Source organism: Streptomyces sp. NPDC029216 (assembly GCF_040648015.1).
GTDB lineage: Bacteria > Actinomycetota > Actinomycetes > Streptomycetales > Streptomycetaceae > Streptomyces.
Map to the genome: position 1 here is coordinate 1 of NZ_JBEZWL010000109.1, position 24775 is coordinate 24775.

17 protein-coding genes and 3 pseudogenes are annotated in these 24775 nt (G+C 69.0%); 7 read left to right on the top strand and 13 right to left on the bottom strand.

Annotated elements, in window-relative coordinates:
• Positions 1-604: 604 nt before the first annotated feature.
• Positions 605-3136 carry a Helicase associated domain protein gene (locus AB0F18_RS29075; RefSeq protein WP_362065969.1) on the top strand — a complete coding sequence of 844 codons (2532 nt, stop codon included), beginning with the start codon at positions 605-607 and terminating at the stop codon, positions 3134-3136.
• A gap of 279 nt (positions 3137-3415) precedes the next feature.
• On the opposite strand, the gene AB0F18_RS29080 is transcribed toward AB0F18_RS29075, so the two are convergent.
• On the bottom strand, positions 3416-4291 hold the full coding sequence (locus tag AB0F18_RS29080) for a helix-turn-helix transcriptional regulator (RefSeq protein ID WP_362065971.1): 876 nt from the start codon (positions 4289-4291) through the stop codon (positions 3416-3418).
• A gap of 3 nt (positions 4292-4294) precedes the next feature.
• A complete protein-coding gene (locus AB0F18_RS29085) occupies positions 4295-4576 on the bottom strand; it encodes a hypothetical protein (protein WP_362065973.1) in 282 nt (93 codons plus the stop codon).
• Between the two features lie 979 nt (positions 4577-5555).
• Between AB0F18_RS29085 and AB0F18_RS29090 the strand changes: the two genes are divergently transcribed.
• Positions 5556-5909 carry a hypothetical protein gene (locus AB0F18_RS29090; protein ID WP_362065975.1) on the top strand — a complete coding sequence of 118 codons (354 nt, stop codon included), beginning with the start codon at positions 5556-5558 and terminating at the stop codon, positions 5907-5909.
• Between the two features lie 72 nt (positions 5910-5981).
• On the opposite strand, the gene AB0F18_RS29095 is transcribed toward AB0F18_RS29090, so the two are convergent.
• Positions 5982-6812: a helix-turn-helix domain-containing protein gene (locus AB0F18_RS29095; protein WP_362065977.1), complete on the bottom strand. Its 831-nt coding sequence runs from the start codon at positions 6810-6812 to the stop codon at positions 5982-5984.
• A 13-nt stretch (positions 6813-6825) separates the two neighbouring features.
• Positions 6826-7032 carry a hypothetical protein gene (locus tag AB0F18_RS29100; protein ID WP_362065978.1) on the bottom strand — a complete coding sequence of 69 codons (207 nt, stop codon included), beginning with the start codon at positions 7030-7032 and terminating at the stop codon, positions 6826-6828.
• A 163-nt stretch (positions 7033-7195) separates the two neighbouring features.
• On the opposite strand from AB0F18_RS29100, the pseudogene AB0F18_RS29105 reads away from it, so the two are divergent.
• Positions 7196-8412: pseudogene (locus tag AB0F18_RS29105) on the top strand (IS30 family transposase); the annotation flags it as partial.
• A gap of 75 nt (positions 8413-8487) precedes the next feature.
• Here AB0F18_RS29105 and AB0F18_RS29110 read toward each other — a convergent pair.
• A complete protein-coding gene (locus AB0F18_RS29110; protein ID WP_362065980.1) occupies positions 8488-9144 on the bottom strand; it encodes a class I SAM-dependent methyltransferase in 657 nt (218 codons plus the stop codon).
• Positions 9145-10464: 1320 nt separating this feature from the next.
• On the opposite strand from AB0F18_RS29110, the gene AB0F18_RS29115 reads away from it, so the two are divergent.
• Both AB0F18_RS29115 and AB0F18_RS29120 read left to right on the top strand, forming a co-directional pair.
• A complete protein-coding gene (locus AB0F18_RS29115; protein WP_362065982.1) occupies positions 10465-11190 on the top strand; it encodes a leucine-rich repeat domain-containing protein in 726 nt (241 codons plus the stop codon).
• A gap of 181 nt (positions 11191-11371) precedes the next feature.
• Positions 11372-11659: pseudogene (locus AB0F18_RS29120) on the top strand (HNH endonuclease); the annotation flags it as partial.
• A 291-nt stretch (positions 11660-11950) separates the two neighbouring features.
• On the opposite strand, the pseudogene AB0F18_RS29125 reads toward AB0F18_RS29120, so the two are convergent.
• From AB0F18_RS29125 to AB0F18_RS29135, 3 genes and pseudogenes are all read right to left on the bottom strand, one after another.
• Positions 11951-12028: pseudogene (locus tag AB0F18_RS29125) on the bottom strand (transposase); the annotation flags it as partial.
• Between the two features lie 282 nt (positions 12029-12310).
• Positions 12311-14020, bottom strand: coding sequence for a protein kinase (locus AB0F18_RS29130; protein ID WP_362065984.1), 1710 nt, complete (start codon positions 14018-14020; stop codon positions 12311-12313).
• A gap of 1193 nt (positions 14021-15213) precedes the next feature.
• Entirely contained in the window at positions 15214-17697 is a 2484-nt protein-coding gene (locus AB0F18_RS29135; RefSeq protein WP_362065986.1) for a hypothetical protein, read from the bottom strand.
• A gap of 1052 nt (positions 17698-18749) precedes the next feature.
• Between AB0F18_RS29135 and AB0F18_RS29140 the strand changes: the two genes are divergently transcribed.
• Positions 18750-19025, top strand: a complete 276-nt coding sequence (locus tag AB0F18_RS29140) for a hypothetical protein (protein ID WP_362065988.1) — start codon at positions 18750-18752, stop codon at positions 19023-19025.
• A 70-nt stretch (positions 19026-19095) separates the two neighbouring features.
• On the opposite strand, the gene AB0F18_RS29145 is transcribed toward AB0F18_RS29140, so the two are convergent.
• From AB0F18_RS29145 to AB0F18_RS29155, 3 genes are read right to left on the bottom strand one after another with little or no spacing between them, the layout of a single operon-like run.
• Complete coding sequence (locus AB0F18_RS29145) at positions 19096-19635, bottom strand: hypothetical protein (protein WP_362065990.1); 540 nt, start codon at positions 19633-19635, stop codon at positions 19096-19098.
• Entirely contained in the window at positions 19628-22078 is a 2451-nt protein-coding gene (locus AB0F18_RS29150; RefSeq protein WP_362065991.1) for a site-specific integrase, read from the bottom strand. The genes AB0F18_RS29145 and AB0F18_RS29150 overlap by 8 nt, the downstream gene beginning before the upstream one ends.
• Entirely contained in the window at positions 22075-23253 is a 1179-nt protein-coding gene (locus AB0F18_RS29155) for a tyrosine-type recombinase/integrase (RefSeq protein WP_362065993.1), read from the bottom strand. The genes AB0F18_RS29150 and AB0F18_RS29155 overlap by 4 nt, the downstream gene beginning before the upstream one ends.
• A gap of 193 nt (positions 23254-23446) precedes the next feature.
• Between AB0F18_RS29155 and AB0F18_RS29160 the strand changes: the two genes are divergently transcribed.
• Positions 23447-23650, top strand: a complete 204-nt coding sequence (locus tag AB0F18_RS29160) for a hypothetical protein (protein ID WP_362065995.1) — start codon at positions 23447-23449, stop codon at positions 23648-23650.
• Positions 23651-23688: 38 nt separating this feature from the next.
• On the opposite strand, the gene AB0F18_RS29165 is transcribed toward AB0F18_RS29160, so the two are convergent.
• Together AB0F18_RS29165 and AB0F18_RS29170 are read right to left on the bottom strand one after the other, a co-directional pair.
• Positions 23689-24288: a hypothetical protein gene (locus AB0F18_RS29165; RefSeq protein WP_362065999.1), complete on the bottom strand. Its 600-nt coding sequence runs from the start codon at positions 24286-24288 to the stop codon at positions 23689-23691.
• Positions 24288-24635 carry a hypothetical protein gene (locus AB0F18_RS29170; RefSeq protein ID WP_362065997.1) on the bottom strand — a complete coding sequence of 116 codons (348 nt, stop codon included), beginning with the start codon at positions 24633-24635 and terminating at the stop codon, positions 24288-24290. The genes AB0F18_RS29165 and AB0F18_RS29170 overlap by 1 nt, the downstream gene beginning before the upstream one ends.
• Positions 24636-24775: the final 140 nt, after the last annotated feature.

Genomic DNA, 24775 nt, shown 5'->3' on the forward strand with positions numbered 1-24775 from the left:
GGCCCGGGCCATGGCTTTCGTGGCTTTGACCAGGAGAGAACCGCCTCGCTGCGCTCGGCGGGGCTCGGCTTCGCCGAGCCAGGGCCGGCCCTGCGGGCCGGGGTCCTGCGCTGCGCTGCGGACTGCTCGGGTTCCGCTGCGCTCCACCCGAGCGGGCCCGCAAGCGGGCCCTGGAGCTCCCGCGCTCCGCGCGGGAGGTGATCCCGTTTCACGGGGTGTAGGCCTTCGGCCTGTTGGGGTGTCCGCTTCGCTCCCACCCCCGCCCTTCCGGCTTCGCCTCCAGTCCGAGGGCCCGCAAGCGGGCCCGGCTGGCAGCGGCGGGAGGGTGGCGGTCTCGGTCGGCTGACGGCAGGTGGGTCCCCCGAAAAGAGGGGGAGGTTCGTGGATCTGGCCCCACGGGGGTGCATCGTCGCGGTAGAGTCGAATCTACATCAGGAGCAGATGTAGCTGTGTAGGATCCCGGGAGACCTGGAACTCCCTCCCGGCGGTCCGGATGTGTTGCTGTTCGAGGGCGTCCGGTGCGCGGGATTCGGATGCTGTGTACCAGCCCGAGAAACCCGTGACTGCCCCGGCCCGAGACGCCTCTATTCGACGGAGAAAGCAGATGCAGAAGTCTGGTGGAATCACCCTTCGGCCTCATCAGGAGGAAGCGGTGGAGGCGATTGTCCGGGGGCTCGATATCCCGCCGGGAAAGCGGATTCCGAAATCGGGTCTGCGGGCCACGGTGGTGGCTGCGTGCGGAACCGGAAAAACCTTTATCGCCGCCGCGGCCGCGCTGCGGCTGGCCCGGGGCGGGCGGGTCCTGGTGCTGATGCCCACCCTGGATCTGCTGACCCAGACCGCCGGGGAGTGGCGCACGGCCGGGCACGACGGGCCCGCGGTCGCGGTGTGCTCGCTGGAGGACAACGCCCAGCTGTACGGGCTCCAGGTGCGCAGCACGACGTCGGCGCCGCAGCTGGCCCTGTGGCACGGCCGGGGCCCGGTCACCGTCTACGCCACCTACGCCTCCCTGCCCGTCATCGCCGAGGCGCACCGCGGGGAGTACGGACTGCCGATGGAGGCCTTCGACCTGGTGGTCGTCGACGAGGCACACCGCACGTCGGGATCGGCGGGGAAGGCGTGGGCGGACGTGCACCGCCAGGAGGTCATCCCCGCCCGGCGCCGGCTCTACATGACCGCCACCCCGAGGATCTGGGCCGAACGGCCGCCCCGGACGCGGGCGCAGGAGCTGGAGCAGGCCGAGGAGCGGCGCCGGGAAGAGGAGGAGCGGCGCGAGAAGGCGGAGGCCGAGGGACGCAGGTACGTACCGAGGTCGCGGTGGGACCGGCTCCCCAAGGAAATGGCCTGCTCCATGGATGACGTACGCGTCTTCGGGCCGGTGGTCTACGAGCTGTCCCTCGCCGACGCCATCGCCCGCGGGCTTTTGGCGAGATATCAGGTCGTCGTTGCCGAGCTGGTCGACCCGGTCGTGACCCCGGCCCGGCTCTACAGCGAGGAGCGGTGGGAGGAGCGGCTGCGCGGGCAGCGGCTGGCCGCGGTGCAGACGACGCTGCTGGAGACGATGGCCGAGCACGATCTGAAGACGACGATCACCTTCCATCACCGCACCGTCGAGGCGCAGGCCTTCGCCGAGGGCCTGGACCGGGTCGCCAGCCGTCTGCACGCGGTCGATCCGGTCCGGCATCCCGCCACCGTGTGGGCGGGGTGGCTGCGCGGGGAGCACGAGGCGGAGCACCGGGCCGGCGTGCTCGCCGACTTCGGCCGCCGGGCTGGGCGCGCGGTGCTGGCGAATTGTCGCGTTCTCGGTGAGGGCGTGGATATCCGGGCGGTGGACTCGGTGGCCCTGATCGACCCGAAGGGATCGTCCGTCGACATCGTCCAGTCCATCGGCCGTGCCCTTCGCCAAAAGCCCGGCGAAGGGAAGATGGCCACCCTGATCGTTCCCGTATTCTTGCGGGAGGACGAAAAGCCCGAGGACATTCTCACCTCGAAATCGTATGGCCCCCTCATCCGGGTATTGAATGGGCTTCGGGCGCATGATGAACGTGCCGTTGAAATGCTTGCTATTCCCCAGGAAAACCAGAAACGCATCGTGCAGCCGTCGCTGACGATCGGGAAGGAGCCCGCTGAGGGCGAGGAGGAGGACCGGCTCCTGCTCCGGTTCGCGGCCCCCCGGGACCCGGCGCTGATCGCGAAGTGGATCACGTACGCCGTCTTCAACACCGAGCGGCAGGACTGGAGGAGGGGGCTGGAGGCGGCCTTCCGGTACCGGCAGCGCGTCGGCGACCTCCAGGTGCCGTACGAGCACGCCGAGGGCCCGTACCCGCTGGGGCGGTGGCTCTCGGACCAGCGCAGGGCGTTCCGGGCCGGACAGATGAACGGGGAGCGGGCCGCCGAGCTGGAGGAGCTCGGGATCGTGTGGGACACCGCCGACGCCGCCTTCGAGGAGAACCTCGCCGCCGCGCGGGCGTACCACCAGCTCCACGGGACGCTGGCGGCCCCGCGGGGCGCGGCGATCCTCGACGTCCAGATCGGGCAGTGGCTGACGAACGTCCGCCGGCCCGGCGGGCTCGGGAAGGACCCCGTACGCGCCGAGCGGCGCGCGGCCGCGCTCGCCGCGATCGACGCCGACTGGAACCCCGGCGACGAGGACCACGGGTGGACGGTGGACTGGCAGCGGCACTACGCCTACCTTGCCCAGCTCCTGGACGAAGGCGCCCGTCTCACGGCCATCAAGCCCGGGGTGACCCGGCACGGCGAGGACATCGGCCGGTGGCTGGCCACCCAGCGACGAGACTGGGCCCGGCTGAACGCCGAGCAGCAGGCCCGGCTCGGGGCGCTCGGCGTGAAGCCGGGGCGGGCCGTACGAGCCCGGAACGCGTCCGCGAAGACGAGCACGACCTCCACGTCCGGGCGGGGTGCCGCCGCCTTCCACCAGGGCGTCCAGGCCCTCGGCCAGTACGTCCAGCGGGAAGGCGGCGGCACCCCGGGGCGCTCCCACGTCGAGGTCCTCCCGGACGGGGGTGAGCACCGTACGGGGGTGTGGCTGGCCAACCAACGCCAGCGCCGCGACCGGCTCGACACCGCGCAGCTCGAAGCGCTCGCCGGGCTCGGGGTGGAGTGGGCCGGCTCGTGATCGCCGTGCCGTCCCCGGACCGGCCGAGGGCCTGCCGGTCCGGGCGGTGCCCCGGCTGGCGGCCCGGCCAGGGGACTGCCGGCCCGTGTGCGGAACCCGGCGGGCTCCGGCAGCCGCGGGCCGGGCGGCGCCGTCCCCGCCGGATGCTGTGTACGGTCCCGGCAACGGGCGGGTGAGCACCCGGAGCAGACGGAGGATCAGGACAGATCCCGCCGGAGGGCCGCCCACGCACGGGTACGGTCCCCCGGCGCCGGCTCTCTCCCGCCCGGCCCGCCGCGCCTACGGCGGCCCGGCGGGCTGGGCGGGATCGATGGCCAGGAGGGCCAGGGCGAGGGCGGTGACGTCGGCGACACCGCGGGTGCGGACCGCCTCCTCGACGATCCGGGCGGCGAACGCGGCCTGCCCGCCGGCCTGGAGACCGGCCACGAGGGCGGCGATCTCGGCGGGCGGCCGGGTCACGGCCGCCCGCACGAGGACGTCCACGGGCGAGGCCGCCTCCTCCGGCACCGGGGCCCGCGGACCCGGAACGGAACCCGGTGCCGGAGCCGGGCGCGCGGCCGGAGCCGGGCCGGGGGCCGCGGCCCGAGCCGCGTCGTCGTGGGCCCGTTCGAGGATGGCGAGGGCCTCCAGCAGCGGCCTGGGGGGAACCTTGCAGATCTCGGCGATGCTTCTCACCACGTGCGCGCTCGGCAGGCGGTGGCGAAGGACATCGGAGAGCGTGCTCGTGGGCATGCCCAGGTACCGGGCCAGGCGTGCCAGGGAGATCCCCCGCGAGCGGAGCAGCCCCCGCAGCTCCTCGTGCAGGCGGGCCGCGTCCACCGGCATGCCCTCCGCCGGCTTGTCCGGTGCCGGCCGCGGGGTCCGCGCGGCCGCCTGGGCGCGCTTCGCCTTCGCGTACAGCCCCTGGAACTCCCTCAGTTCCAGGCTCTTGCGGCCGGGCGTGCGCGAGGTCATCTCCAGCAGGGCACCGACCACGTCCCGCGCGACGCGTTCGGAGGGAAGCGTGCGGCCGGAGAAGAGGCGGGAGACGGTGGCCGCGGAGACGCGGCCTCCCAGGGCGTGGCTGATCCTCTCCAGGGTGGGGTTCCCGCTGTCGGCCCGAAGGCGGCGGAGCGCTTCCACGAGCTCCGCCGCCCCGGGGTAGGTCTCACCCATCCGTTACAGCACTACCGCGCCCGGCGCGGTGGGCGGCGCGGTGGCCGGGCCCTTCGCGGTGAGCCGGCGGATGGCCTCGACGGCACCGAGGACCGCCGCGACCACCTGGACGCCGGTGGCCGGCTCCACCCCGCACGCCACCAGCGCCAGCTCGGCGAGGAGTGCGAGCACGATCACGATCACGAACGCCTTCGGCGGCCTCAGCCGCCGCCGGCCCGGGTTCCCGGCGGGCGCCACGCACGCCGACCTCCCGCGCCCGAAACGGCGCGGCAACCAGCTCCTCATAGTTGACTCCTTGTCCCATCGCTTTTCTGTTGACGGCCCAGACCTTTTCTCGAAACAGGCGTCGGAGAGTTGGCAGACCCTCTTCAGCTTCCACGATTAGCGCACACGAATAACCGACCTGACAAGAGGCGCCAGAAAACACCAAAGCCCTTCGCACAAGAATGCGAAGGGCTCGGATGAGTGGAATTACTGATTCCGCCTTGTCCGTCTGCCAACGGTCGGCGGTGGGCTCCCCCGGCGGTCTGGGCCAACAGATGCCATGGGACCCGCACGCGAGACGGCACCGGCCCTTTCGGCCGGACGGCCCGCGCGGGGCGTGAAGCCACATCGTGGGCCTGTCAGGAGCCCTCCGGCAAGCCCCCGTCCGGACGCACCTTGCCGGAACAATGATTTTGACCTGCGCTTTCTCGACTTCTTGCAATCCTGTCCGGGACCCGTCCGGACGACGGCGGACCCGCTGAAACGACCCCCAGGCCGCCGCGGCCGCCGCCGAAGACGCCCGCCGGCGAGGCAGGCGGAAGAGGCACGCCCCGGACCCGTCAGACCCGCCCCGCCAGTCCCGGCGGCCGGCGCGCAGCGCCACCGGAACGAGCACTGATATTGCGCGCCGACACCTTGGAAAGGAAACACGGAACCACCCAGGGAACCAACCCGGGGGCGGATTCCAGAAAGATGACTTCCCGACCCTGACGGAAAATGCCCGCCGGGCTGGAATTAAGGCAGGAATTCCCATTTCCGGGAGATCAGCCGCCGCTGGCCGTCATCGCCGCACCGGGGACAGTCACTGTCACCACGGTGAGCGGCCGCTGACACGAAAGCGGTCTGCGGCGGCGTGCCCCGCGAGGCCGGAGGACGTCGTACCCGGCGCCCTGCCGGCGCCCGGAGAGCACGTACCTGACGCACCTCTACGAGACGGACCGACCCTGAAGCCCCCGGCAGTCGCCGGGGGCTTCACCGTGCCGCCCGAAGGAGACCCCTGATGCCCACGTACGAGCCGCTCCCCCGCTTCACCGCCGACCTGAAGCACCTCACCCCCGCCCAGCGTCGGCGGTTCACCCGCGTCGTGCGCCAGGCGTTCGTCCCCGACCTCCGCGCGGGCGGGACGTTCCGCCCCGGACTGCGCGTCAAGGGCGTACGCGCCGCGGCCGGCGTCTACGAACTCACCTGGGCCCCCGACGGACGCGCCACATCATCTGGCGCCGCATCGGCAGCCACGACATCCTCCACCGGCCCTGAACCACCCCAGCCGGCCCTGCCGTCCGATCGCGGCCGCCCGGCTCCTGCGGAACCGGCCGTCGCTCGGACAGGCCAGGCGGGAGACGGGCGGCACTGACCCCGGCAGAGTTCACGGGCGAACCGGCATCATCGGATGGCGGCGGAACCCGGCCGGGGTCAAGGTGCCCCTTCAGGCGGCCAGCCCGCTGTCGTCGCTCAGCCTGAACAGCATCTCCTGCTCCGGCCCCGGCCACAGTGAGACCTGCGTCTGGGCGAACCCCGAACGGCGCTGGTCGAACAATTCGCCCACAAGCCGTCTGCTGCCCCGGACGGCCCGGGCGGCCCGGACAGCAGGGTCCGCCCACCGGCTGAAGGAGTTCACGGCGCGCCATCCACTACCGCCGTCCTCAAGGTCCGACCACGTGATGGCGAGTGCGTCCTCCAGATCCGCCGACATCCGGGCCCGTCGGCTGGTGATCCGGGTGAAGGCGTCAGCCCAGCGCCGCAGCAGGCGGGGGCCGACCTCGCAGGCGGTCAGGAAGGCCACGCACTGCTGGCGGCTGGCCGGAAGCGCCTGCCGGTTGATGATCCTGGCCGCCGAGCTGACCGGCAGCAGGTGTGCACCGCCCGCCAGGGCCTGGAGCCGGCGCAGAGACGGTGCGCCGGCCTTTTCGTAGAAGAACTGCAGCGCCTCGCTCAAATCGCCCCGGGCGGTGATGAGCTCGGGCGCAGCCGGTGGGCGCAGCTTCGGCAGGCGTCCACGCCCGGCGATCCGTGCCTGCCTCCACAGCTCGACGACTCCGTCGGATCCGCCGCAGGCCTCGCTGATCGCGGTGACGCTCTCCCGGGACGGCAGGGTCCTGCCCGCGAGGGCGCGCTTGAGGGCGGTCGGCGAGAGCCCGGTCTTCACCGCGAGCTCGTCGTAGGTCAGCCCCGCCTCGGCGCGCAGTTCGCGCAGCGCGGTGGCCAGGGCGCCGAAGGCCGGCACGGTGCAGTCGACGGGGAGTTCACGGCGTCCCATGTCCGCGCCCCCTTTATCGGCCGGCCTGGAGGGCGCCGCGGACGGCGGCGGCCACGACGCCGCGCCCGCTCGGGGTGAGGGTGAAGACGGTCAGCATGCCGATCCCGGCCGCGCCGCCCAGGAACTGGAAGATCTCCGTCATCTGCATCTTCCCGTACAGGCGCAGCACCACGGCGAGGACCAGGACCACGCACACGACCACCGCCTGCGGCATCGTCATCGCGGCCACCGTGCCAGGCCGGGGAGCCGTGTCTGCGCGCCGTCCCCGCAGACGGCCTTTCTCCAGTTCCATACGGACCTCCTCGTCTGCGAGCACGGGAAAGCCCGGCTCTCATCGGCTTCCGTTCTAGCGGTCGTCGCAACACCCCAGCTCAGGGGATGCGATGGGGTTCGAAGCTCGGAAGGACCGCAGGCCGCAGGGGCGCAAGAGGCTCCATGCTGAGCGGGAGGAATACTTCCGGCTCGTGCAACAGGGCTACAGCAGTGCAGATGCGGCCAAGCGTGTAGGTGTCCACGTGCGGACCGCTCGCGGGTGGCGCAACGGCCGCCTGCTCAACAGCGGCAGGATCGAGCCGCCCGTTCGTTCACAGCGGGCGGCCGTCCCCGTTTCGTCCGGCCGCTGCCTCGGTGCAGATGAGCGCATCCACATCGCCGACCGGCTGCGGGAAAAGGCGTCCATCCGCACGATTGCCGCCGAGCTGGGCCGCAGCCCCTCGACCATCAGCCGCGAAATACGCCGCAACGGCGCGCTCTGGCGCGGCACCGAGTGGACCTACCGGCCCTACGTCGCCCAGGCCCGCGCCGATGCCCGCCGACCTCGCCCCAAGGCCGGGAAATCAGCCGGTGTCCGCAGCTGCGTGACTACATTCAAGAGCGTCTGGAACGGCGCTGGAGCCCGGAGCAGATAGCCCACCAGCTCCGCCGGGACTTCCCCGACGACCCGGAGATGCGCGTGACGCACGAGACGATCTACCAGGCCCTCTACGTCCAAGGCCGTGGAGAACTTCGCCGCGAACTCACCAAGGCCCTGCGGAGCGGGCGGGCCCGCCGGCGCCCCCACCGCCAAGCAAACAAGCGGCAGCCACGGTTCACCGCCCCCATGGTGATGATCAGCGACCGGCCCGCTGAAGCGGCTGATCGTGCCGTACCCGGCCACTGGGAAGGCGACTGCATCGTCGGCGCCGGCCACCGCTCCGCCATCGGCACACTCGTCGAGCGCACGACCCGCTTCACCATGCTGGTGCACCTGCCCAACGGGCACCGAGCAGAGCACTTCCACCAGGCGCTCACCGCCACCATCAGCCAGCTTCCGCCCCATCTGCGACGGTCACTGACCTGGGACCAGGGCAACGAGATGGCAGGCCATGAGCTCTTCTCCGTCGCCGCGAACATGCCGGTCTACTTCTGCAACCCGGGCAGTCCCTGGCAGCGCGGCTCGAACGAGAACACGAACGGCCTTCTCCGGCAGTACTTTGCCAAGGGAACCGACCTGTCCCGGCACACCCGCGAGCACCTGGACGCGGTCGCCGCCGAACTCAACAGCCGCCCACGCAAAACGCTCGGCTGGGAAACCCCAGCCGAGCGCCTGCAGAACCTGATGGGTCCAAGAACTCTGACAGCACAAGGGGCCTTCCGCAGTGCCTTTGGCCTCAGACCAAGTCGTGAAGCCGACCTCCTAGTGCCGGTGCCAGACCAGCGTGTAGCGCCAAAACAGTCGTCGGTGCAGCCGTGCACCGGGTAGCGCCTGTCGGGCGTCGCGAACGACGTCTGCAAAGGTCAAAGTCGCCGGTCGGGTCGGGGCGGTCATTGAGGCTGGTCGCGGCGCCTTGCGGCCCTTGTTCTTGATCCAGGCCATGGCGACGTTCGCCGGAATGGCCACGGCGTCGATCAGGTAATCGCTCCAAGACCGCGGGCGATAGACGCCGACGACGACCAGGGTTCCGCCGGACGCCAGGTGCCGGCGGAAGCAGGTGAGGGCGTCACTGAACGGCATGTGGTGGATGGTGGCGACACATGTGATGTCGTCGTAGGGGCCAGGCGGCACCTCCTTCAATGCGTCTCCGACAGTGAAGGTCACCGGGGCGGCGGGCTCTGTGAGCCCCCGCGCGCGATCGACGATCGTGGGATCGACGTCGATACCGTGCGCTGCTCCGGCCCGTGAGGCCAGGAGTCTGGCGAGGTCACCGCTGCCTGATCCGACGTCCAGAGCCCTGTTGAAACGTCTGGGGAGCTGGCGCAGTATCCACCGGTGGTAGTGGGCGTTGTGGTCCCAGGGGTGCGTGGCATGGAACTGCTCAAGTGCTCGCATGATGCGGGGCAGCAATGTCGTCATGGCGTGAGTCCATCAGCCCCTCGGTCTCCTGCGAAACCACAGCCGGGGCGCCCGGCCTGGAACGACCGTCAGCCGCTCGGCCGGGATACCCGGCCGAGCGGCTGTCTAGACTGCTCGCCATCACACAACGGCGATCACATGTTGCGACGATCCTTAGAATCCGCCCGGGTGGGGGGGGAGGGGGCACACGGGTGTGCCCCCTCCCTGCTGGTGACTTCGCGCCAAGTGGCGCATTCCCGGGGGCGATTGCAGTCGCCGGTCCCCGGGAACACCAGGATGGCAGCACCGGCTCGCACTGCCTAAGCCGTACCAGGCCCACCTCATCTCGAATGCGTGGAATGTCGGTTGATTCGTCCGCTGGTGTCCAAGGCCCGCCAGGCATTCGCGCATCAAGCTCAGAAGGCCTCTGACCTGCCGCGATCCTCGGCCGGGGTCCGTCGGCGGTTCCGTCCGCGCCTCGCGACCCCACAGAACGCCTACGGCTCCCCACGGTCTTGCTACGTCCGCGGCCCATTCGTCCGAGTCCGTCCAAGCACCGGTTGCACTGCCGGGATCCGGCAGGCACCGTGGGGTGCAGAACCGGCCGGGAAACCGGCAGGACCCCTCGAATGCTGGTGACTTCGCAGACAGGGACACAGCGGCACCGCGTTGCAGCGCGCGTACCGCACACGCAGGGCCGACCCCACCCCCGGGGCCGGCCCTGTCCCATACCCCCCACCCCTCCCGCACCGAGGTCCGCTAATCGATTAGCGGACCTCCCAAACCGGCAGTGCGGGCCAGGCACGGCCCTGACCTGGGACGTTCCCATATATGGGCACGTCGATCACCAGGGGCGGCACGGTTCCCACATCCGGGAACCCCCCGCCGGGGCGCAGCGGTGCCGGGTTCGGCGGTGGCCGGCCCGGCGGCGGGCGTGGAGTGGGCGCGGGAACCGGCAGATCAGCGCGCACAAGCCGGTCGGCTATCCGTTACCGGGCCCCAGGGGGGCCACTTCCATATAGGGAACCGCTCTTACAGTGGGAGCGCTCCCGTATCCACAGGTGAAAGCGGACCTGCTGGTGCGCCCGGTCGCACGGGCTGTAGGAAACCCCGGGGGCCGCCTCTCTCCGCCGACCGCCGGATGACGGGCCGTCATTGTCCGCATTCGAGCTCAAGGCCGCCACCTTCAACGGCACCATCTTCGAGACCGGTCTCCTACCGCCTCGCTAGCACCCGAGCCCGAGCCGAGGAACCGGCCAAGGCTGGCTGATCTTGCCATACGGTCCACCGGCCCCGTGGTCCCAGACGACAATCGGAACCCCGGCGGGTTGATGAGGGAGGATGGCCGTGAGGAACACGCTGAACTTGTGGCGTCAAGAGCTCGGAGAAGCACCCGGTTCGGTATGGCAGCAGACCGGACTCCACGTACTGATCCTCGCCGACAACGGGCTGACGGCCATCCCGCCGGAAATCGGGCAGCTCCAGCAGCTCAGCACTCTGGACCTGGGGCACAACGCGCTGACGTCAGTGCCCGAGGAACTCGGCAAGCTGACCAGGCTCTGCGGCTGCCTCTACCTACACGACAACCAGCTGACGCAACTTCCGGACTCCCTGGGGAACCTGACCCAGTTGCGATACCTCAACGTCGGCGAGAACTCCCTCACCGCGTTGCCCGAGGCCATCGGCGGGATGAGCGGCCTCATCGAGCTCAGGGCACAGCACAACAGGCTCACCACCTTGCCCGATGCAATCGGCAAGCTCCACAGCCTGCGTGAGCTGTGGCTCCGAGGGAACGCGATCGGGCACTTGCCGATGTCGGCTGCCGACCTGCACGAACTCCGCCACCTAGACCTACGAGAGAACTCTCTGGAAGTAGTGCCGGACTCGCTGGCCGGCCTCCCGCGTTTGCGTCAGATCGACCTGCGGAGCAACCGCCTCGGCCAGCTACCTGACTGGCTCGCCCTGATGCCATCGTTGGAGAAGCTCGATCTGCGTTGGAACGAGATCGATCCCGCACTGCCTCTCGTCAGCGAGTTGGAACGGCGGGGCTGCGTCGTTCTGACGTGACAGAGGCGGCACTGTTCGCTCGTGATCCGGCTGTCCCCAGCCCCCGGACCGAAACCGGCCAGCGCGGCGCGAGCCGGGACAGCCCGCACTCGTAACGACGGCCCGAGCCGCCCTCCCCTCCCTCAACCGGATGCCTCGATCACTCACGAATACGGCACAGTTGCAATGACGCTCCCCGCCAACTGGAGCCTCCACCTGGAGCCCCGCCCGCCGCGAGGCCTACGCCAACGACCAAGGACAGCCCAGCAGCCTGATCGCCGTCACCGCCCGCTCCAACCGCAGCAAGGCCGACCAGGACCCCTCCACCTGGCTCCCGCCGGCCCCGGACGCCCTGTGCCGCTACGGCGCGGAATGGACCGCCACCAAGCTCCGCTGGAACCTCACCGTCGACGAGACGGAGAACGACGCCCTCCACACCATCGCCGAACGCTGCGGCACCACCACCGTCACCTACACCCCCGCACCGTAGAAGCCGCCCCACCCCCGCAGGACACGGCCAGCCAACAGCCGCCGCGCCCAGTGACGAGGCGGGCCCAGGTCCGCTCATCGATTGGCGGACCTCGGCCCGCCGACCCAACCATCGAGCCGCGGCACGGTACATCGCAGCCGCAGACGGAAACGCCCGGCCTGTGACTACGGGCCGGGCGCCTCCCAACGCCCTGTTCCTGTCACCTGGTGGTCGTGGGCGCGATGTTCCGCGACGCGGGGGAGGGGTTGCGGGGGCAGTCGTCTGCGGGAACCCACCGGCAGCTGGGCTCGCCGTTTTGATCCTGGCCAACGTCCACCGCTGATCAGGCCACCCGTGAGCGACCGGCCCCTTGGTCAACTCCTCCTCGAGCCGGACCGATCCACGGTTCCGGGGCTCGCTCGTTTTCTGCCTGTGGGCGGGAACACCCTGAGGAACTGGGGCGGGATGGGCAGCGGTGTCGTGCGCAGGGTGGATGTCAGTGAGATGCGCAGGGTTATGACAGTGGTGGCGCAGAGTTCGTGTCAGTAGGCGGTGACGGCTCCTGAACGAGTCGACCGGTGCTGTGACCGATAGCCCGGGTGCAATCCGAGGCATCGCTGCGGGAGTCGAAGACCTCCTGGGCCGCGTACTCGTCCAGTAGCTGCATCCGGCTCAATCCTGCGGGGTGATGCGGAGGTTCCGCAGCTCGACCGTGGCGCCGTACCAGAGCCGGACGAAGGCGCCGCCGTGGTCTTCTGCCTGTTGTGGCAACGTCCCTTGCGTAATGGTTTGTCCGTCGGCGGACAGTGTGTACTGGGAGCCATGCACGCTGATCGCGAGCTGATGCCATTCGTTGTCTGTGGCCGCGAGATAGGTGGTTCCGGAGTCCTTGGGGTAGTCCACATCTCGGTAACCGTTGGGGTCGTATTGGATCCCGTGTCCTGTGACTGTGCCGTTCGCCGCGATGGTGGTGCGTGCTGCCAGGCCCCAGCCTGATCCTGCAGCCAGTCTGTCGGCGCCTGATGCCAGCTTGCCGTCTACGGTCACCGTGTAGTCGGGTCCGGGAACCTGTGAGAAGTAGATGCCGCCCCAATACAGGCCGCCGAAGCGAATGCAGAAGCCACCGGGGTCGGCGCCTGGACTGATGACAGTGCCCTTCAGCTCCGTCCAGCCGACCGGCAGGTTGGCGGTGCCCTGTCCAGGGCATGGATTGGCGGATTCTGTGCTCGGGCCGGTGACTCCGGCGGTTGCGCTCGGCAGCGTGCCGATGTGCGTGGAGCTGGAGCTCTGCCCACCGATCTTCAGCGTGGCGAATGTGATGCCACCGGCGGTAATGATCAGCGCCAGCCCGGCCCCTGCGACCAGCAGTCTCACCCGTCGGCTCCGCTTCCCCTCACCCTTCGCCGCCTCCGTCTCCGGACTCCCTCGCCGGCCAGACGGCGCTATCTGAGTGGGTGTGTGTCGCATCCCGATGGTGAGCAGTTGGCCGGCTGCAACGGCTTCAAGCATGCGAAGCGCCTGATCGGCGGTCGGCCGCTCGTCAGGGTCCTTGCGCAGCAGAGCCTCGATCGCCGGCTTGAGCGGGCCCGCGTTCCGCGGTTCGGGCAGCGGCTCGGCCACCACCGCGTTCAGGGTGCTCAGGGTCGAGGTACGGCTGAAGGGAGCCCGGCCCTCGACGGCGGTGTACAGCGTGGCGCCCAGCGACCAGAGGTCGGATGCGGGACCCGGCCGGTGGCCCGAGGCCTGCTCCGGGGAAACGAAGTCGGGCGAACCGACGATGTCGCCTGTGCGGGTGAGGCCGCTGCCGCCCTCGAAGAGCGCGATGCCGAAGTCGGTGAGCACCACGCGCCCGCCACGCTCCAGCAGCACATTGGCCGGCTTGACGTCACGGTGCAGCACACCAAGCCGGTGGCTTTGGTCCAGGGCAGCCACTACCTGGATGCCCACCCTTGCCGCCTCGTGCGGCAGCAGGGTGCCCTCGGTGGCAATGGTGTCAGCCAGGGATCTGCCGTCGACGAGTTCCATGACGATCCACGGCCGGTCGTCCTGCTCCAGCACGTCATAGACGGAAATGACGTTGGGATGCTTGATCCGCGCTGCGGCCCGGGCTTCCTGTGTCATCCGGGAGTGCAGGGTGCTGCGCTCCTGATCCGTCAGGCCGCTGATGATCAACTCCTTCACCGCCACCTCGCGGTCAAGCAGCTGGTCCTTTGCCCGCCAGACCGTGCCCATACCGCCGCGCCCGAGGATCTCGACCAGCAGATAGCGTCCGGCAAGTAGCCGTTCCCGACCCTCCTGCTCCCCCGAGCTTCGGGCCGGACCGGAATCCGACCCTTCTGGCTCGGAACGAGCACCAGGATTCGGGTCATCATGCGCGGTCACAATGCTCCCTCTTGCTGTACGCGAGCGGTCGCAGCGCTTTACAGGCCACACTGCTTGCCTCCGGCCACGGAGCCGGATGGCATCGGGCCCGCTCCGCTCCGCTGCGTACGGACTTGGGATCGTCCGATTGCGGCTGTTCAGGGAGGACGCGGAGTAGCAGCGACTCCCCGAGAGGTCACATCCGCAACGGACCGGACCGGTGGGGTGGTCTTCATATCCAATGTCTCTCTGACCAACGTTCGCCACCACTCGGGGTCACCTTCGCGACGACGCCGATGTGCTATCCGGGTAGGTGCGGCCTCGCTGAAGAGCGACTCTCACGCGCTCCTCACTCGTCGGGACGCGGAAGACCGGATCGTGGACGCCGCCGGACAACTGACGAAGCCGGGATCGCCAGAAACCAGCGGAACAGGGCGGGAGGAGACCACATCGTGCGGGAATCTCGCCGCTCCTGGACCACGGTCGGCTGCCAGCCCGAGGTCACACCCTGTCACCCCATCGCTGACACGACCCTGCGCCGCACTGACATCTACTCTGCGCACGACACGATCCACGGTTCCGGGGCTCGTGTCTCTGTTGACCGGTGTCGTGCGCAGGGTGGATGTCAGCGGGATACGCAGGGTTATGACAGTGGGATCGCAGAGTCCGTGTCAGTAGGCGGCGACGGCTCGGAGAGCATCCGAAGGCTGTCTCGTGTCGTCCGACAGTGCGCAGGGTGGATGTCAGTGGGATGTGCAGGGTTATGACAGTGGCGGCGCAGAATCCGTGTCAGCAGGTGCTGGCGGCTCGGGAAGCATCCGCAGGCTGTAGAGCACGTTGTCGCGGAAACGGTCGATGATGTCTCCGCGGATGACCATCTCGGCGGCGGCGAGGTCTCCGAGGGCGTGGTGCTGGCCAGCGTCGGTGGGGTCGATGCCACCTTCAACGGAAACCCGTAGCAGGACGTCGGCTTCCTCGGGCTGGATGGGGGCGGCGCGGAGTGGGTCGAGCCTGGGGGCAGTGTAGGGGGCTGGCGGTGCTTGCCGCAGGATGAGGGCGCCGCCGATTCGGGCTGTGAGCGGGCGTGCCCATCTCTGATCACAGGCGTGGGTGGGGAGCCGTCGTCAACGGTGGCGCGCAAGCTGCCCTGACGCGCACCGGCCCGGCCCCGGGACCGGGGCCGGGCCGGTGAGCTCCGACGAGAGCTGTGGGTGTCAGCGCAGGGTGAACGGTGCCACGTGTGTCGTGGTGTCAGCTCCGCTGATGGTGAACTGCAGGTTGTAGCTGCCGTCCGCCAGCCCCTGGGTGGGGAGGTTGACGATGTAGCCGCGAAGTTGCGCGTCGTACCGGAAAGGGGTCGTGAACGGCACGGTGGTGGGACCGACGATTCGGCTGGGTGTGAGGGTGATGCCAGGGCTGGACAGGTTGGCGCCGTTGACGTCGCAAATCTGGAGCCTGATCGGGACCGTGCTGTTCCCGCCGCGGATCGGCCGGTTCGGGTCGTAGAGCAGGCAGATCCGGTACGCGACGGTGTACGTGACGCTCTTGGTGGCCGGGTTGGCGGCGACGTCCGTGGCGTTCACGGTGAAGGTGTGCGAGCCGAACGTCGAGGTGTCGATCTGGCTGCCGTTCGGGACTGTACCGACGCAGCTCGCCACACCGGAGGTGGCGTCCGCGCACGCGTAGGACGCCGTGACCGACTGGTGGAACAGGTATGTGGCGGCCGTCGGGCGCACGATGTTGATCGTCGGCGCCGCGGTGTCCAGGCGCACCGTGATCGTCTGGGGCGCGGACGTGTTCCCGGCGTTGTCGGTGGCGGTGAAGGTCACCGTCGTCACGCCGTCCACCGTGATCGGCACGGCGGCGCTCGCGCCGGGTGCGTCGGTGGAGGCGATCGGCTGGGCGCCGCTCGCGCTGTAGGTGATCTTCTGGATGCCGGAGCCGCAGGATCCGTCATCGCCGGTGATGTTGACGGTCGCCGGGCTGGTGTTGTTCCAGCCGGCGCTGTTCGGCGACGGCGAGACGCTCGCGGAGGCCGTCGGCGGGGACGTGTCCGCGTCGTATGTGAACCTGCCGGCGGCGGTGACCGGGCTGGTGCCGTTGGCGTTGGTCACCGTGACGTCCACCGTGCCCCGCGCCTGCGGGGGCACGTCCGCGGTCAGTTCCTCGGGCCCGGTCACGTGCGCGAACGGGGCCTCCACCGAGCCGAACCTGACGGTGGCGCCGGTGGGGAACTCCGTGCCGCGCACGGTCACGGTGTTCATGCACTGGGCGAGTTCGGGCGCGTGGTTCGGGGTGACGCTCGTTACGGTCGGCGGGGACAGCGTGACACGGTCCATCGCGGTGCCCCAGTCGCCGCCGATGATCCCGGTGTTGGCGATGGCGCCGATCTGCTGGACGGTCCAGACGTCCTTGGGATTGCTGGGGTCGCGGGCGGTGCCGGAGTAGTCGCCCCAGCGCAGGTCGGTGCCGCAGTTGCACGAGTAGGCCTGGTTGCCCGCGGCGTAGAAGTCGCCGAAGGTCCTGGCGGGGAAGTTGCCGCCCGGGACTGCGATTGCCACACCGGTGGGGAACCTGCTGGGTGAGGAAGCGGTGAATCCGGAGAACAGGTCGTCCTCGTCGTTCAGGGCCACCGAACCGTAGTAGAGGTATCCACCCACGAGGCCGAGGTTGATGTTGGTCGCGAGGGTCTGGGTCGCGCCGGTCGCGACCTGGACGTAGCGGAGGCAGGAGCGGTCCCCGGTGTCGCCGGTGGGAGTGCACTGGACGTTGAAGACGCCCCAAAGGTGGTTGTTCTGCCACGCGACCGAGAGCATCCGGTCGTCGTTCGTTGCGATGGTGGCGTCGCCCCCGGGCGGCTGAGGCGCGCATCCCTTATCGCCGCCACACTTCGGTGGTGGGGCCGTGCTTCCGATGGCGATGGTGTTCTCGGTCTGGGTGACTGTGCTGACGCCAGGCACGCCGGTGAACGTGTGCACCACCACGTTGGTGGGGTCACGCGGGTCGTGCTCCATCGCGAGCTGGTCGTTGATCCCCGACAGCGAGGTGGCCGGGACGATCTGGAACCTGCCAGTGTCCTGGCCGAACGTCGTGAAGCTGACCGTGCCTCGGGCCAGCAGGTCGGCCTTGTTGGCGACCACGGTCACCGCGCCCAGGTACGAGTCCGGATCCGTCTCGGGTTTTGTGAGGTCGTAGTTGTTCCAGCTCAGTGTGACCTTGTCGTTGCTGTAGCCGAGCTTCGGCTGGTCCTGCCGGATGTTGGAGGTGTTGCTCCCGGCGATGTAAACGCTCCAGTGCCCGCGAGGGTCGGAGCTGTCGCTGACCGCGACGTCGTTTTCGTCGCCGCCAGCCAGGACTCCCTCGTACGCGGCGAAGAAACGACCAGACCCCGCGTCGTAATGCACCCGCGGATCCCCGCCCGTGCCCTCTGCGAAGCCGAAGAAGGCACCCAGGTCGAAGGGCGCACCGACGGCGTTGCCGGCCTTGTCGTAGACCTGGCCTGAGCGGTTCACGAACTGCACGATGTAGGTGGGGCCGACCGCGAGCTGGGTGTCGGACGGACCGGTGGCGTCCACGTTGCCGAGCGTGCGGAAGGTGTTCAGCTGCTGGATGACGGCCGTGGATGGCGCCGCCTTCGGGGACGCGCCAGTCTTCGGCGTCAGGGTCGCGGTGGTGACCGGCAGAGTCGGCTGCCTCATCGGTCCCACCGGCGCCGGCCCCTTCGGAGGGGCGAGGTAGGGCTGCACCTGCGGCTCGGGGACGCGCTTCGGCCGGGGCAGAGTGCGCACGTCCACGCGCTGCTTCACCTTGACCCGCGACAGCTTCCCCTCACCGTCCGCTCGCGACGGGCTGCTGGCCGTGGGGGGAACGCCGGGACGCGGCTCGGCCGCCGCCCCGCCGGCGGGTGCGGTCACCGTGAGCGTCACAGCAAGTGTGAGGAGCAGGGCGCGCGGCCAGCCGCGTACGGCGCGCATCACGCGTCGGTTCACTCGGAGAGGTCGTCTCGACGACACAAGATCCCCCCTTCAGCCCTGGTCCAAAGTGCGGTCCCGCCAGCGGATCGGCAACGGGCGGTCGTTGTCCTGCAGTAGCCGGTGATCACGGGTGTTTGTCTAGCGCAAGGACCACGGTGCCGGTTCCCGCTTGTAGTGCGGCGTGCCGACGCTTCCCCCTCACGGACCATGCCGGGCTGAGCAGCGGACAGGCAGGACATCAGCCGCTTCGCGCCCACCAGGTCACACTTCGCGCGCTACGGCACAGCACTGACAGAACCCAGCGCCGCACTGACATCTACTCTGCGCACGACAACCGGACTACCGGACGACACTCCGAGGCATTGGAAGAGTTGGGTAGGGGCTGACCGATAGATCTCAGGCAGCAAGTAGAAGGAGAGCTGCGTGAGGTCGTTGGATGACGTGGAACGGGATCCCGGTGCGATCCGTCTGCCGCGGTGGGGCAAGGTCGTGCCGTCGGACGGCGTGGTGCCCTGGCTCGTGGTCGATCCGGAGGGTGTGCCAGTCGAGCCCATTCGGCGGTACCTTCGGGACTTTGTCGCCCGGAACCGGCCCGGATCTGTACGCAGTTACGCGTACGCGTTGCTGCGGTGGTGGCGGTGGTTGCGCGTTGTTCAGGAGCTCGGCGACTGCGCACGGCCCTGCGGAACCCCGTGCCAGCACGAGCACTCGTGTTTCTCTGAACTTGCCGGTTGGGGCCCCTGGACCACCTCCAGGGCCTCGATAGAGTCGGGGTGATGACTGGGAACCGAGGCCGTTGGCCGAAGATCGATGAGGAACGCGGCGTCGAGGACGTGACGCTTCTGATCTTGGAGTGGCTGGGCGAGCAGGGTGTGAACGCCATGATCAGGATGGACGCCGAGAGACTGGCTGACAACGCGCCAGCGTGGACGTTCGCCGCCAGCGGTGGCCCGTTGACGCATGGGAAGCGGGCCGACGGGAGGACTGTTCAGCAGTGCATGTCCGTTGCTCTGGCCCGCCTGCGCGACTCCGGTCTGTCGGTTCCGTTCTGATCTTCGTCGGCCTTTGCTGAAGCTCGCCTTGAAGAACTCAGTTGAGGCGATCTGATTGCTGGAGGGCTGGTCAAGGCAGGAGCGGTCGGGTTGCGGTCCAGGTGACGAGTCGCTCGCGTACCGGGCCGTGTGCCAGGTAGCCGACCAGGCTTTCCAAATGAGCCGTCAGGTTCTTGTGTCGCCGCAGCTCGCGGATCTGCTCGGTGGGAAGGTCGCGCCAGCCCTCGGCGAGTCCAGCAGCCTGTGTGGGCGTGAAGGTCAGTGCATCGAGCGTGTCGGACGCCAGCGTCTCGGAAAGCCAGTCGGTGTCCGTGTCGTCGGGGCCCAGGCGGTCGATCACCCACATCCGGAGCATGAACTCCTGCTGAGCCACCCGCGCAGGGTGTCCCTCGGCGTGGTCGAGCATGCGCCGGTTCGCGAGCAGCGCCAGCTTCGCCCACTGGCGACGGGCTTCCTGGGGATGGCTGGAGTTGTAGGCCTGTCCCTGCGCGGCAACGCGTGCCGTTTCAAGTTGCTGGCCGCGGGCGTCATGGATGAACATCTGCAGCTGGTCGAGCGTCCACGTGCTCAGATCGCGGCCTGGTTCTTCTCGATGTGCGTCGCTACTCAAGGTCCCCGCTCCTGGTCGTAGGCATGCCCAGGCTGATGGTGGCCTTCTGGGACTGCCTGTCGATCTGGGCGAGCTTATCCTCGGCGCCGGCGAGGCTGACTTTGAGTCCTTCGATCTCGCCGAGCCAGCCCTCGCGCTCGGCCTCGGCGATGCGGGCGAGGAGGTTGTCGCGGATCTCCTCCAATCGGCCGCGCTGGGCCGGGTCCGGCCGAAGGAGCGAGCAACGAACACAAGCGTGTTCATGAACACAAGGGCTTGAAAAGGCGCGACCGCAGGTGCCGATGGAGACCTTGCGTTTCTCGAAGTGCGCGAGGAATGCGTCCCATTCCTCCTCGGTTGGGGTGCGGTACTCGTCGCTGGGCCGGGTGGCCCGGCGACGGGCGATGAAGGCGCGATGGGCCTCGATGGTCTCGGCGGGGTAGATCGCCTTGTAGCCCATCGTCGTGTCAAGACTCTTATGTCCGCAGATCACTTGGGCGATGTGCGGTGGCAAGCCATTCATGATGGCGTCGGTGACGAAGATCCTGCGGAAGTCGTGCGGGGAGAAGACGAGCGGTTCGCCGCCAGCATCGGTCAGGCCAGTGGCGGCCAGCGCGTTGATCAGAAGCTTGCGCAGTGCGGTCGGGGTGAAAGCGCGGTGTTCGGTGCCGATATCGCGCTGGAACAGCAGCGGCATCGGCGGGTTCCAGACCCGTTCGTGGACGTCGTAGGAGGTCACCAGGGGGATCGCGCCGCTGCCTCCTCTCAGGCGACGGATGATGCTGGAAAGGACGTCCGCCAGTTCCGGGCTGACCAGCAGGAGCCGTTCGCTGTCGGTCTTGGACGGGGCGACCTGCAGCAGGGGCACGACTTCGCCAGTGCTGGGGAGCCTGTACTCGGTGATGCTGTGGTGGGTCAGCTCCAGGAGCTCCTCGTTGCGGATGCCGGTCAGGCGCAGGACCTCGATCGCGGCGAAGGCCCAGAAGGCTTCGGTCTCCTCGTAGGTGAGGTTCCGCCGCCGCCCGGTCGAGGTCTCCTCGGCCCAGGTCAGGTGCCCGGCGGCCTTGGGTGCGACGGCTCTGCGCAAGGTTCCGCCGGTGTCGGGGATCAGATTCCCCGGCGGGGTGTGCTCGGCAGCAGCCAGTAGTTCGGCTGCGGCGCGTCGCCTGCGGTCGACGGTGTCGGTCAGCTCCGGCAGGAGGGGAAGCCGTTCGCGGGTGCGCTGGTCCATCCGGGCCTTGCGGTGTTTGCGGTCCTTGGCCTTGCTGATCTCCTCGTCGCTGATCGGGCAGGGCACTACCCACGGCGCCCAGCGGGCTGGCCAGTGGGCGATGTCCAGATAGAAGGCGCGGACGCGGATGAGCTCGTCCTTGGCGTTCAGCCTGGGGCTGGCGACCTCGACGGCGGAGCCGTCTGGACCGATCGTGGTGCGTTTCTTGGTGGCGATGTCTGTCTTCCAGGCTCGGGCCAGTATCGGTGCCAGCCGCAGGGAGTCGATGCCTGGTGAGAGCGCTTCTACCCGGGTCCAGAACAGCCCGGCCAGCGTCCGCGACATCGCGTCAAGGCTGGTGTAGTCCAAAGACGGCTGCCGTTCGCGCAGGTAGTCCACGATCAGGTCGCGGACTGGGCGGCACCGGATCGGATAGCGATCCACGAGTTCTTCGATGCTCAGTCGGCCGGCGGCGAGCCCGAATGCCCGGATCGTGGCCGGGGCGTCCTCAGGGAAGATCCCCAGGGCTCGCAGTCGAAGGTAGAAGTCGACTTTGCGCTGACCCCCGCGGACGTAGACCCGACGCAAGGTGTCAACCAGTTCCACGCAGTCGCCGACGGTGATGTTCGCGATCGATCCGCCTTTGCAGGCCAGGATCATTGCGATCCGGGTCGCCGTGAGGGTGGCCTCGCCTCGGGTGCCAGCTGGCCCGGACTCGGCCAGCTGTGCCAGCCGTGCGAACCCCTCGGGATCGCGGACCTCGGCCATGGCCGGAGCCAGGTGCTTGTGGGTGCGGGTGAGCATCCAGGCCAGGTCGGGACGGATGACATCGCCGCAGACCAGCATCAGCAGCCCGGAGGTCAGGTCGACGCGCTCGTACTGCGGCGACGGTCCACTCTGGCGCAAGAAGCGCAGCGGGAGATCTGTCCAGTCCGCGCCGGGGATCTCCTCGACGCCGCTCGTCTTCCATCGCTGCTGCCAGGTGTCTCCTGGGAGACTGGACAGCCAGCGCAGTAGTTTGGCGACCCCGCGCCGCCGCCCGGCCCGGGTGGCGTTGGCTGCTGGCAAGAATGGTGGCGCCGTCAGCCGATGCAGCACCTCATCCGCCAGCTGTGCTGTCGCCGGCCACCGCGCTTCCGCGGCGCGGGGCGGGAACCGTTCCCGCAGTACGTTGTTCCGTGCCCGGGCCTGCTCGACTGTTGCGTTCGCGGTCTGCAGTTGTCGGCGCGTCGAGTGCTTCGTGGTGGTGGTCATGAAGATCGCCCGAACAGCACGTTCAAGGATTCCGGGTCGTAGCCGGGTGCCGGAGGTGGCGGCACCGGCTCGGTGCGCCGGTCTGCCTGCCGGGCGTGGTGGGCCAGCACCTCGGCCACGACCTCGTCCTGGCGCAGCGCGAGGTAGATCTCGGTCGTGGTCAGATGCGCGTGCCCGAGGACCCACTGCACGTCGGTCAGCGTCAGCGCCGGGTCGCGCACCATGCGGGCGGCGGCGCTGTGACGAAGGTCGTGAAGGGTCCAGTCTGCGCCGAAGGTGGCGTTTACCCGCTCGAACATGCGGTGGGCGCCGTGGTAGGTCAGCGGCTGAAACGGACGCCGCAGCGTCCGCCACACTGGCTGCGTCCGGCCCCGCGGCACCAGCCCGTGCAGCTCTTGCTGGTAGAGCCGCAGCCATACGAACGCATCCGCCGAGGCTGGCACCTGATGCCGTGCTCGGGAGCCTTTCCGCACCACGCTGATCAGCTGCTGTCCCGGGGCGACGTCGCACTGCCGGACGCCGATCAGCTCCGAGGCCCGGACTCCGCTGGAGATCCAAAACGCGATCATGGCCCGGTCACGGTTCGACGGCAGCGCCGCGAACAGCGTGTTGAACCACTCGTCCGGGATCGAGCGCGGAATCCGGCGCGGAACCGTGGGTCGGTAGCGGCCGGTCCGTTCTGGCGCCCAGGCGTCCATCGGGTTGTGGTGTGCGTGCGCGCGGCCGGAACGGCGCCCCAGGTCCAGCGGGAACGGGTTGAGTAGCGGTCCGGATCCGGCGTCACGGTGCAGGTCGTAGAACCTGCGCAGCACCGTTTCGCTGTGGGCGACGGTCGACGGGGCATAGCCGAGCCCATGGCTCGTTTTCCCGGTCACCGGGTTCGGGGTGCCGACGGTGCGGGCCGGCCGCCGCTTGGCCGCGGTCGCTCGCGGCTTGGCCGCCAGCTGAATCCAGCAACTGAAGTCCCGAGCGTCCACGCGCGTCGCTCGGTCCCACGGCACTTGGATCGCGTGCAGGAACCGCCACCACCGCAACAGGTCCATGCCATAGGAGCGGACGGTTGCCGCCGCCTTCCCGGCTGCGAGCAGTTCCTGGAAGAACACCGCGACCGGTGCCACGGTCGCGCCGTCGGCGTTGACGAGCCGGTAGGGCTCGTACCGGTCGCCGGTCTCCACCAGCCGACCCCACCGAGGAACGGCCAACCTCGACAGATCCCGTTCGGGCACACGATCGTTCATCACGACCGCAGACCGTACTGGGCCGCAACCTCGCCTGTGCCCTGAACTGCGCAATCAGCGTGGCTCGTTCAGTCAACGGGGCCTGCGCTGCCCGATGCTGCGGGTTTCGCCCAGGCAGCGGCCCCGCCTGATGGAGATCATCCGCAACCTCGCCGAGCGCATCGCAGAAGCGCGGGCGAATGGCTGGCTCGGCGAGGTCCAAGGACTCCAAGTCAGCCTCACCAAGACCAAGGAGAAGCTCGTCGCCCTCGACCGCAGTCTGGAACGCAGCCGCCACACGAGCCACGGAGGTCCCACCGACCTCGGCATGCCCATCATCACCAGACCGCGATGACGGGTCTGCCCAAGCCCGCGCCTGCTGGCTCGGAGGAGTTATGAGAGGAAGTCCTGCCAGAATGCGACGGTCGCTCTCGGGTTCCAATCGTCAGGGGTGTGCGCGCTGAAATCGTCGAATTCGTGGTTGACGTAGTCGCCCAGGTCAGCACCGTAATAGATGATGTCGGTTCCCCAGATCGACAGGACTGGGTGGCCGTGGGACCCGTGACCAGCGGGCAGGAATCGGTGCGCGTATACGGGAACGAGCTTCGGCACCCGGGCCAGCATCGTCTTGGCCTCGCGGACCGCATCATCGGCACCTGCTGGCCGCTGTCCCCATCCTGGATGCCAGTAGCCATGCTGGACCGCCACGACGATGCCTTCGACCGGCCATTCAAGTTGCTCCCGCAGCTTCGCAGGATCGCCATGGCGCCAGTCAGGCCACGGATTCCCCCAGGTAGCCCCTTCCTCGGGCGGCTGGCTCACCGGCAACCCGGCTGCCAGGAAGGCGCGGTGGTCGTCGGCGAACTCGAATCCGTACTCTTCTTCAATGCGCCGCAACTCGGCGTCGCTCAGGCCGGGCTCTATCTCACAGCAGTCGGCGGCGGCCAGCAGTTGCGCGGCCTCTGCCCCCAGCTTCATTCCCTCAGGCGTCATCACACTTCGAACAGTAGCTTCCCGAGGTCCTTGAGGTCAGGCGGGTATTGAGGGCCTGTGACCTGGCATGATGCCGACCCGATGTGGCTCAGCGTCGCAGGCAAGAGAACGCTCTGCCCCGCCACTGCCCGTAGTCCGGATAAGCCTGCATCCGCTGCCCGGTCCTCCAGATCGATCCACGCCAGCGTGGCCGCCTCATCGAGATCATCCAGAACCTCCGCGACCGCATCCGCGAGGCCCGCGGTAACGGCTGGCTCGGAGAGGTCGAAGGACTCCAGGTCAGCCTCGACGCCGCGTCGGCCAAGCTCAACAGCCTCAAGAACATCCCCGCCGACGGACGCCCTCAACTGGTCGACCTCGGGATGCCCGTCTTCACTGGCAACGTGCCAACGCCTTAAGACGTCATCTCATTTGGCGTGCTGTGTAGGCTGTCGATCGTGGCGGGAATTGTTGAGCGGCTGGTGCCGGATGAGTTGTGGGAGCTGTT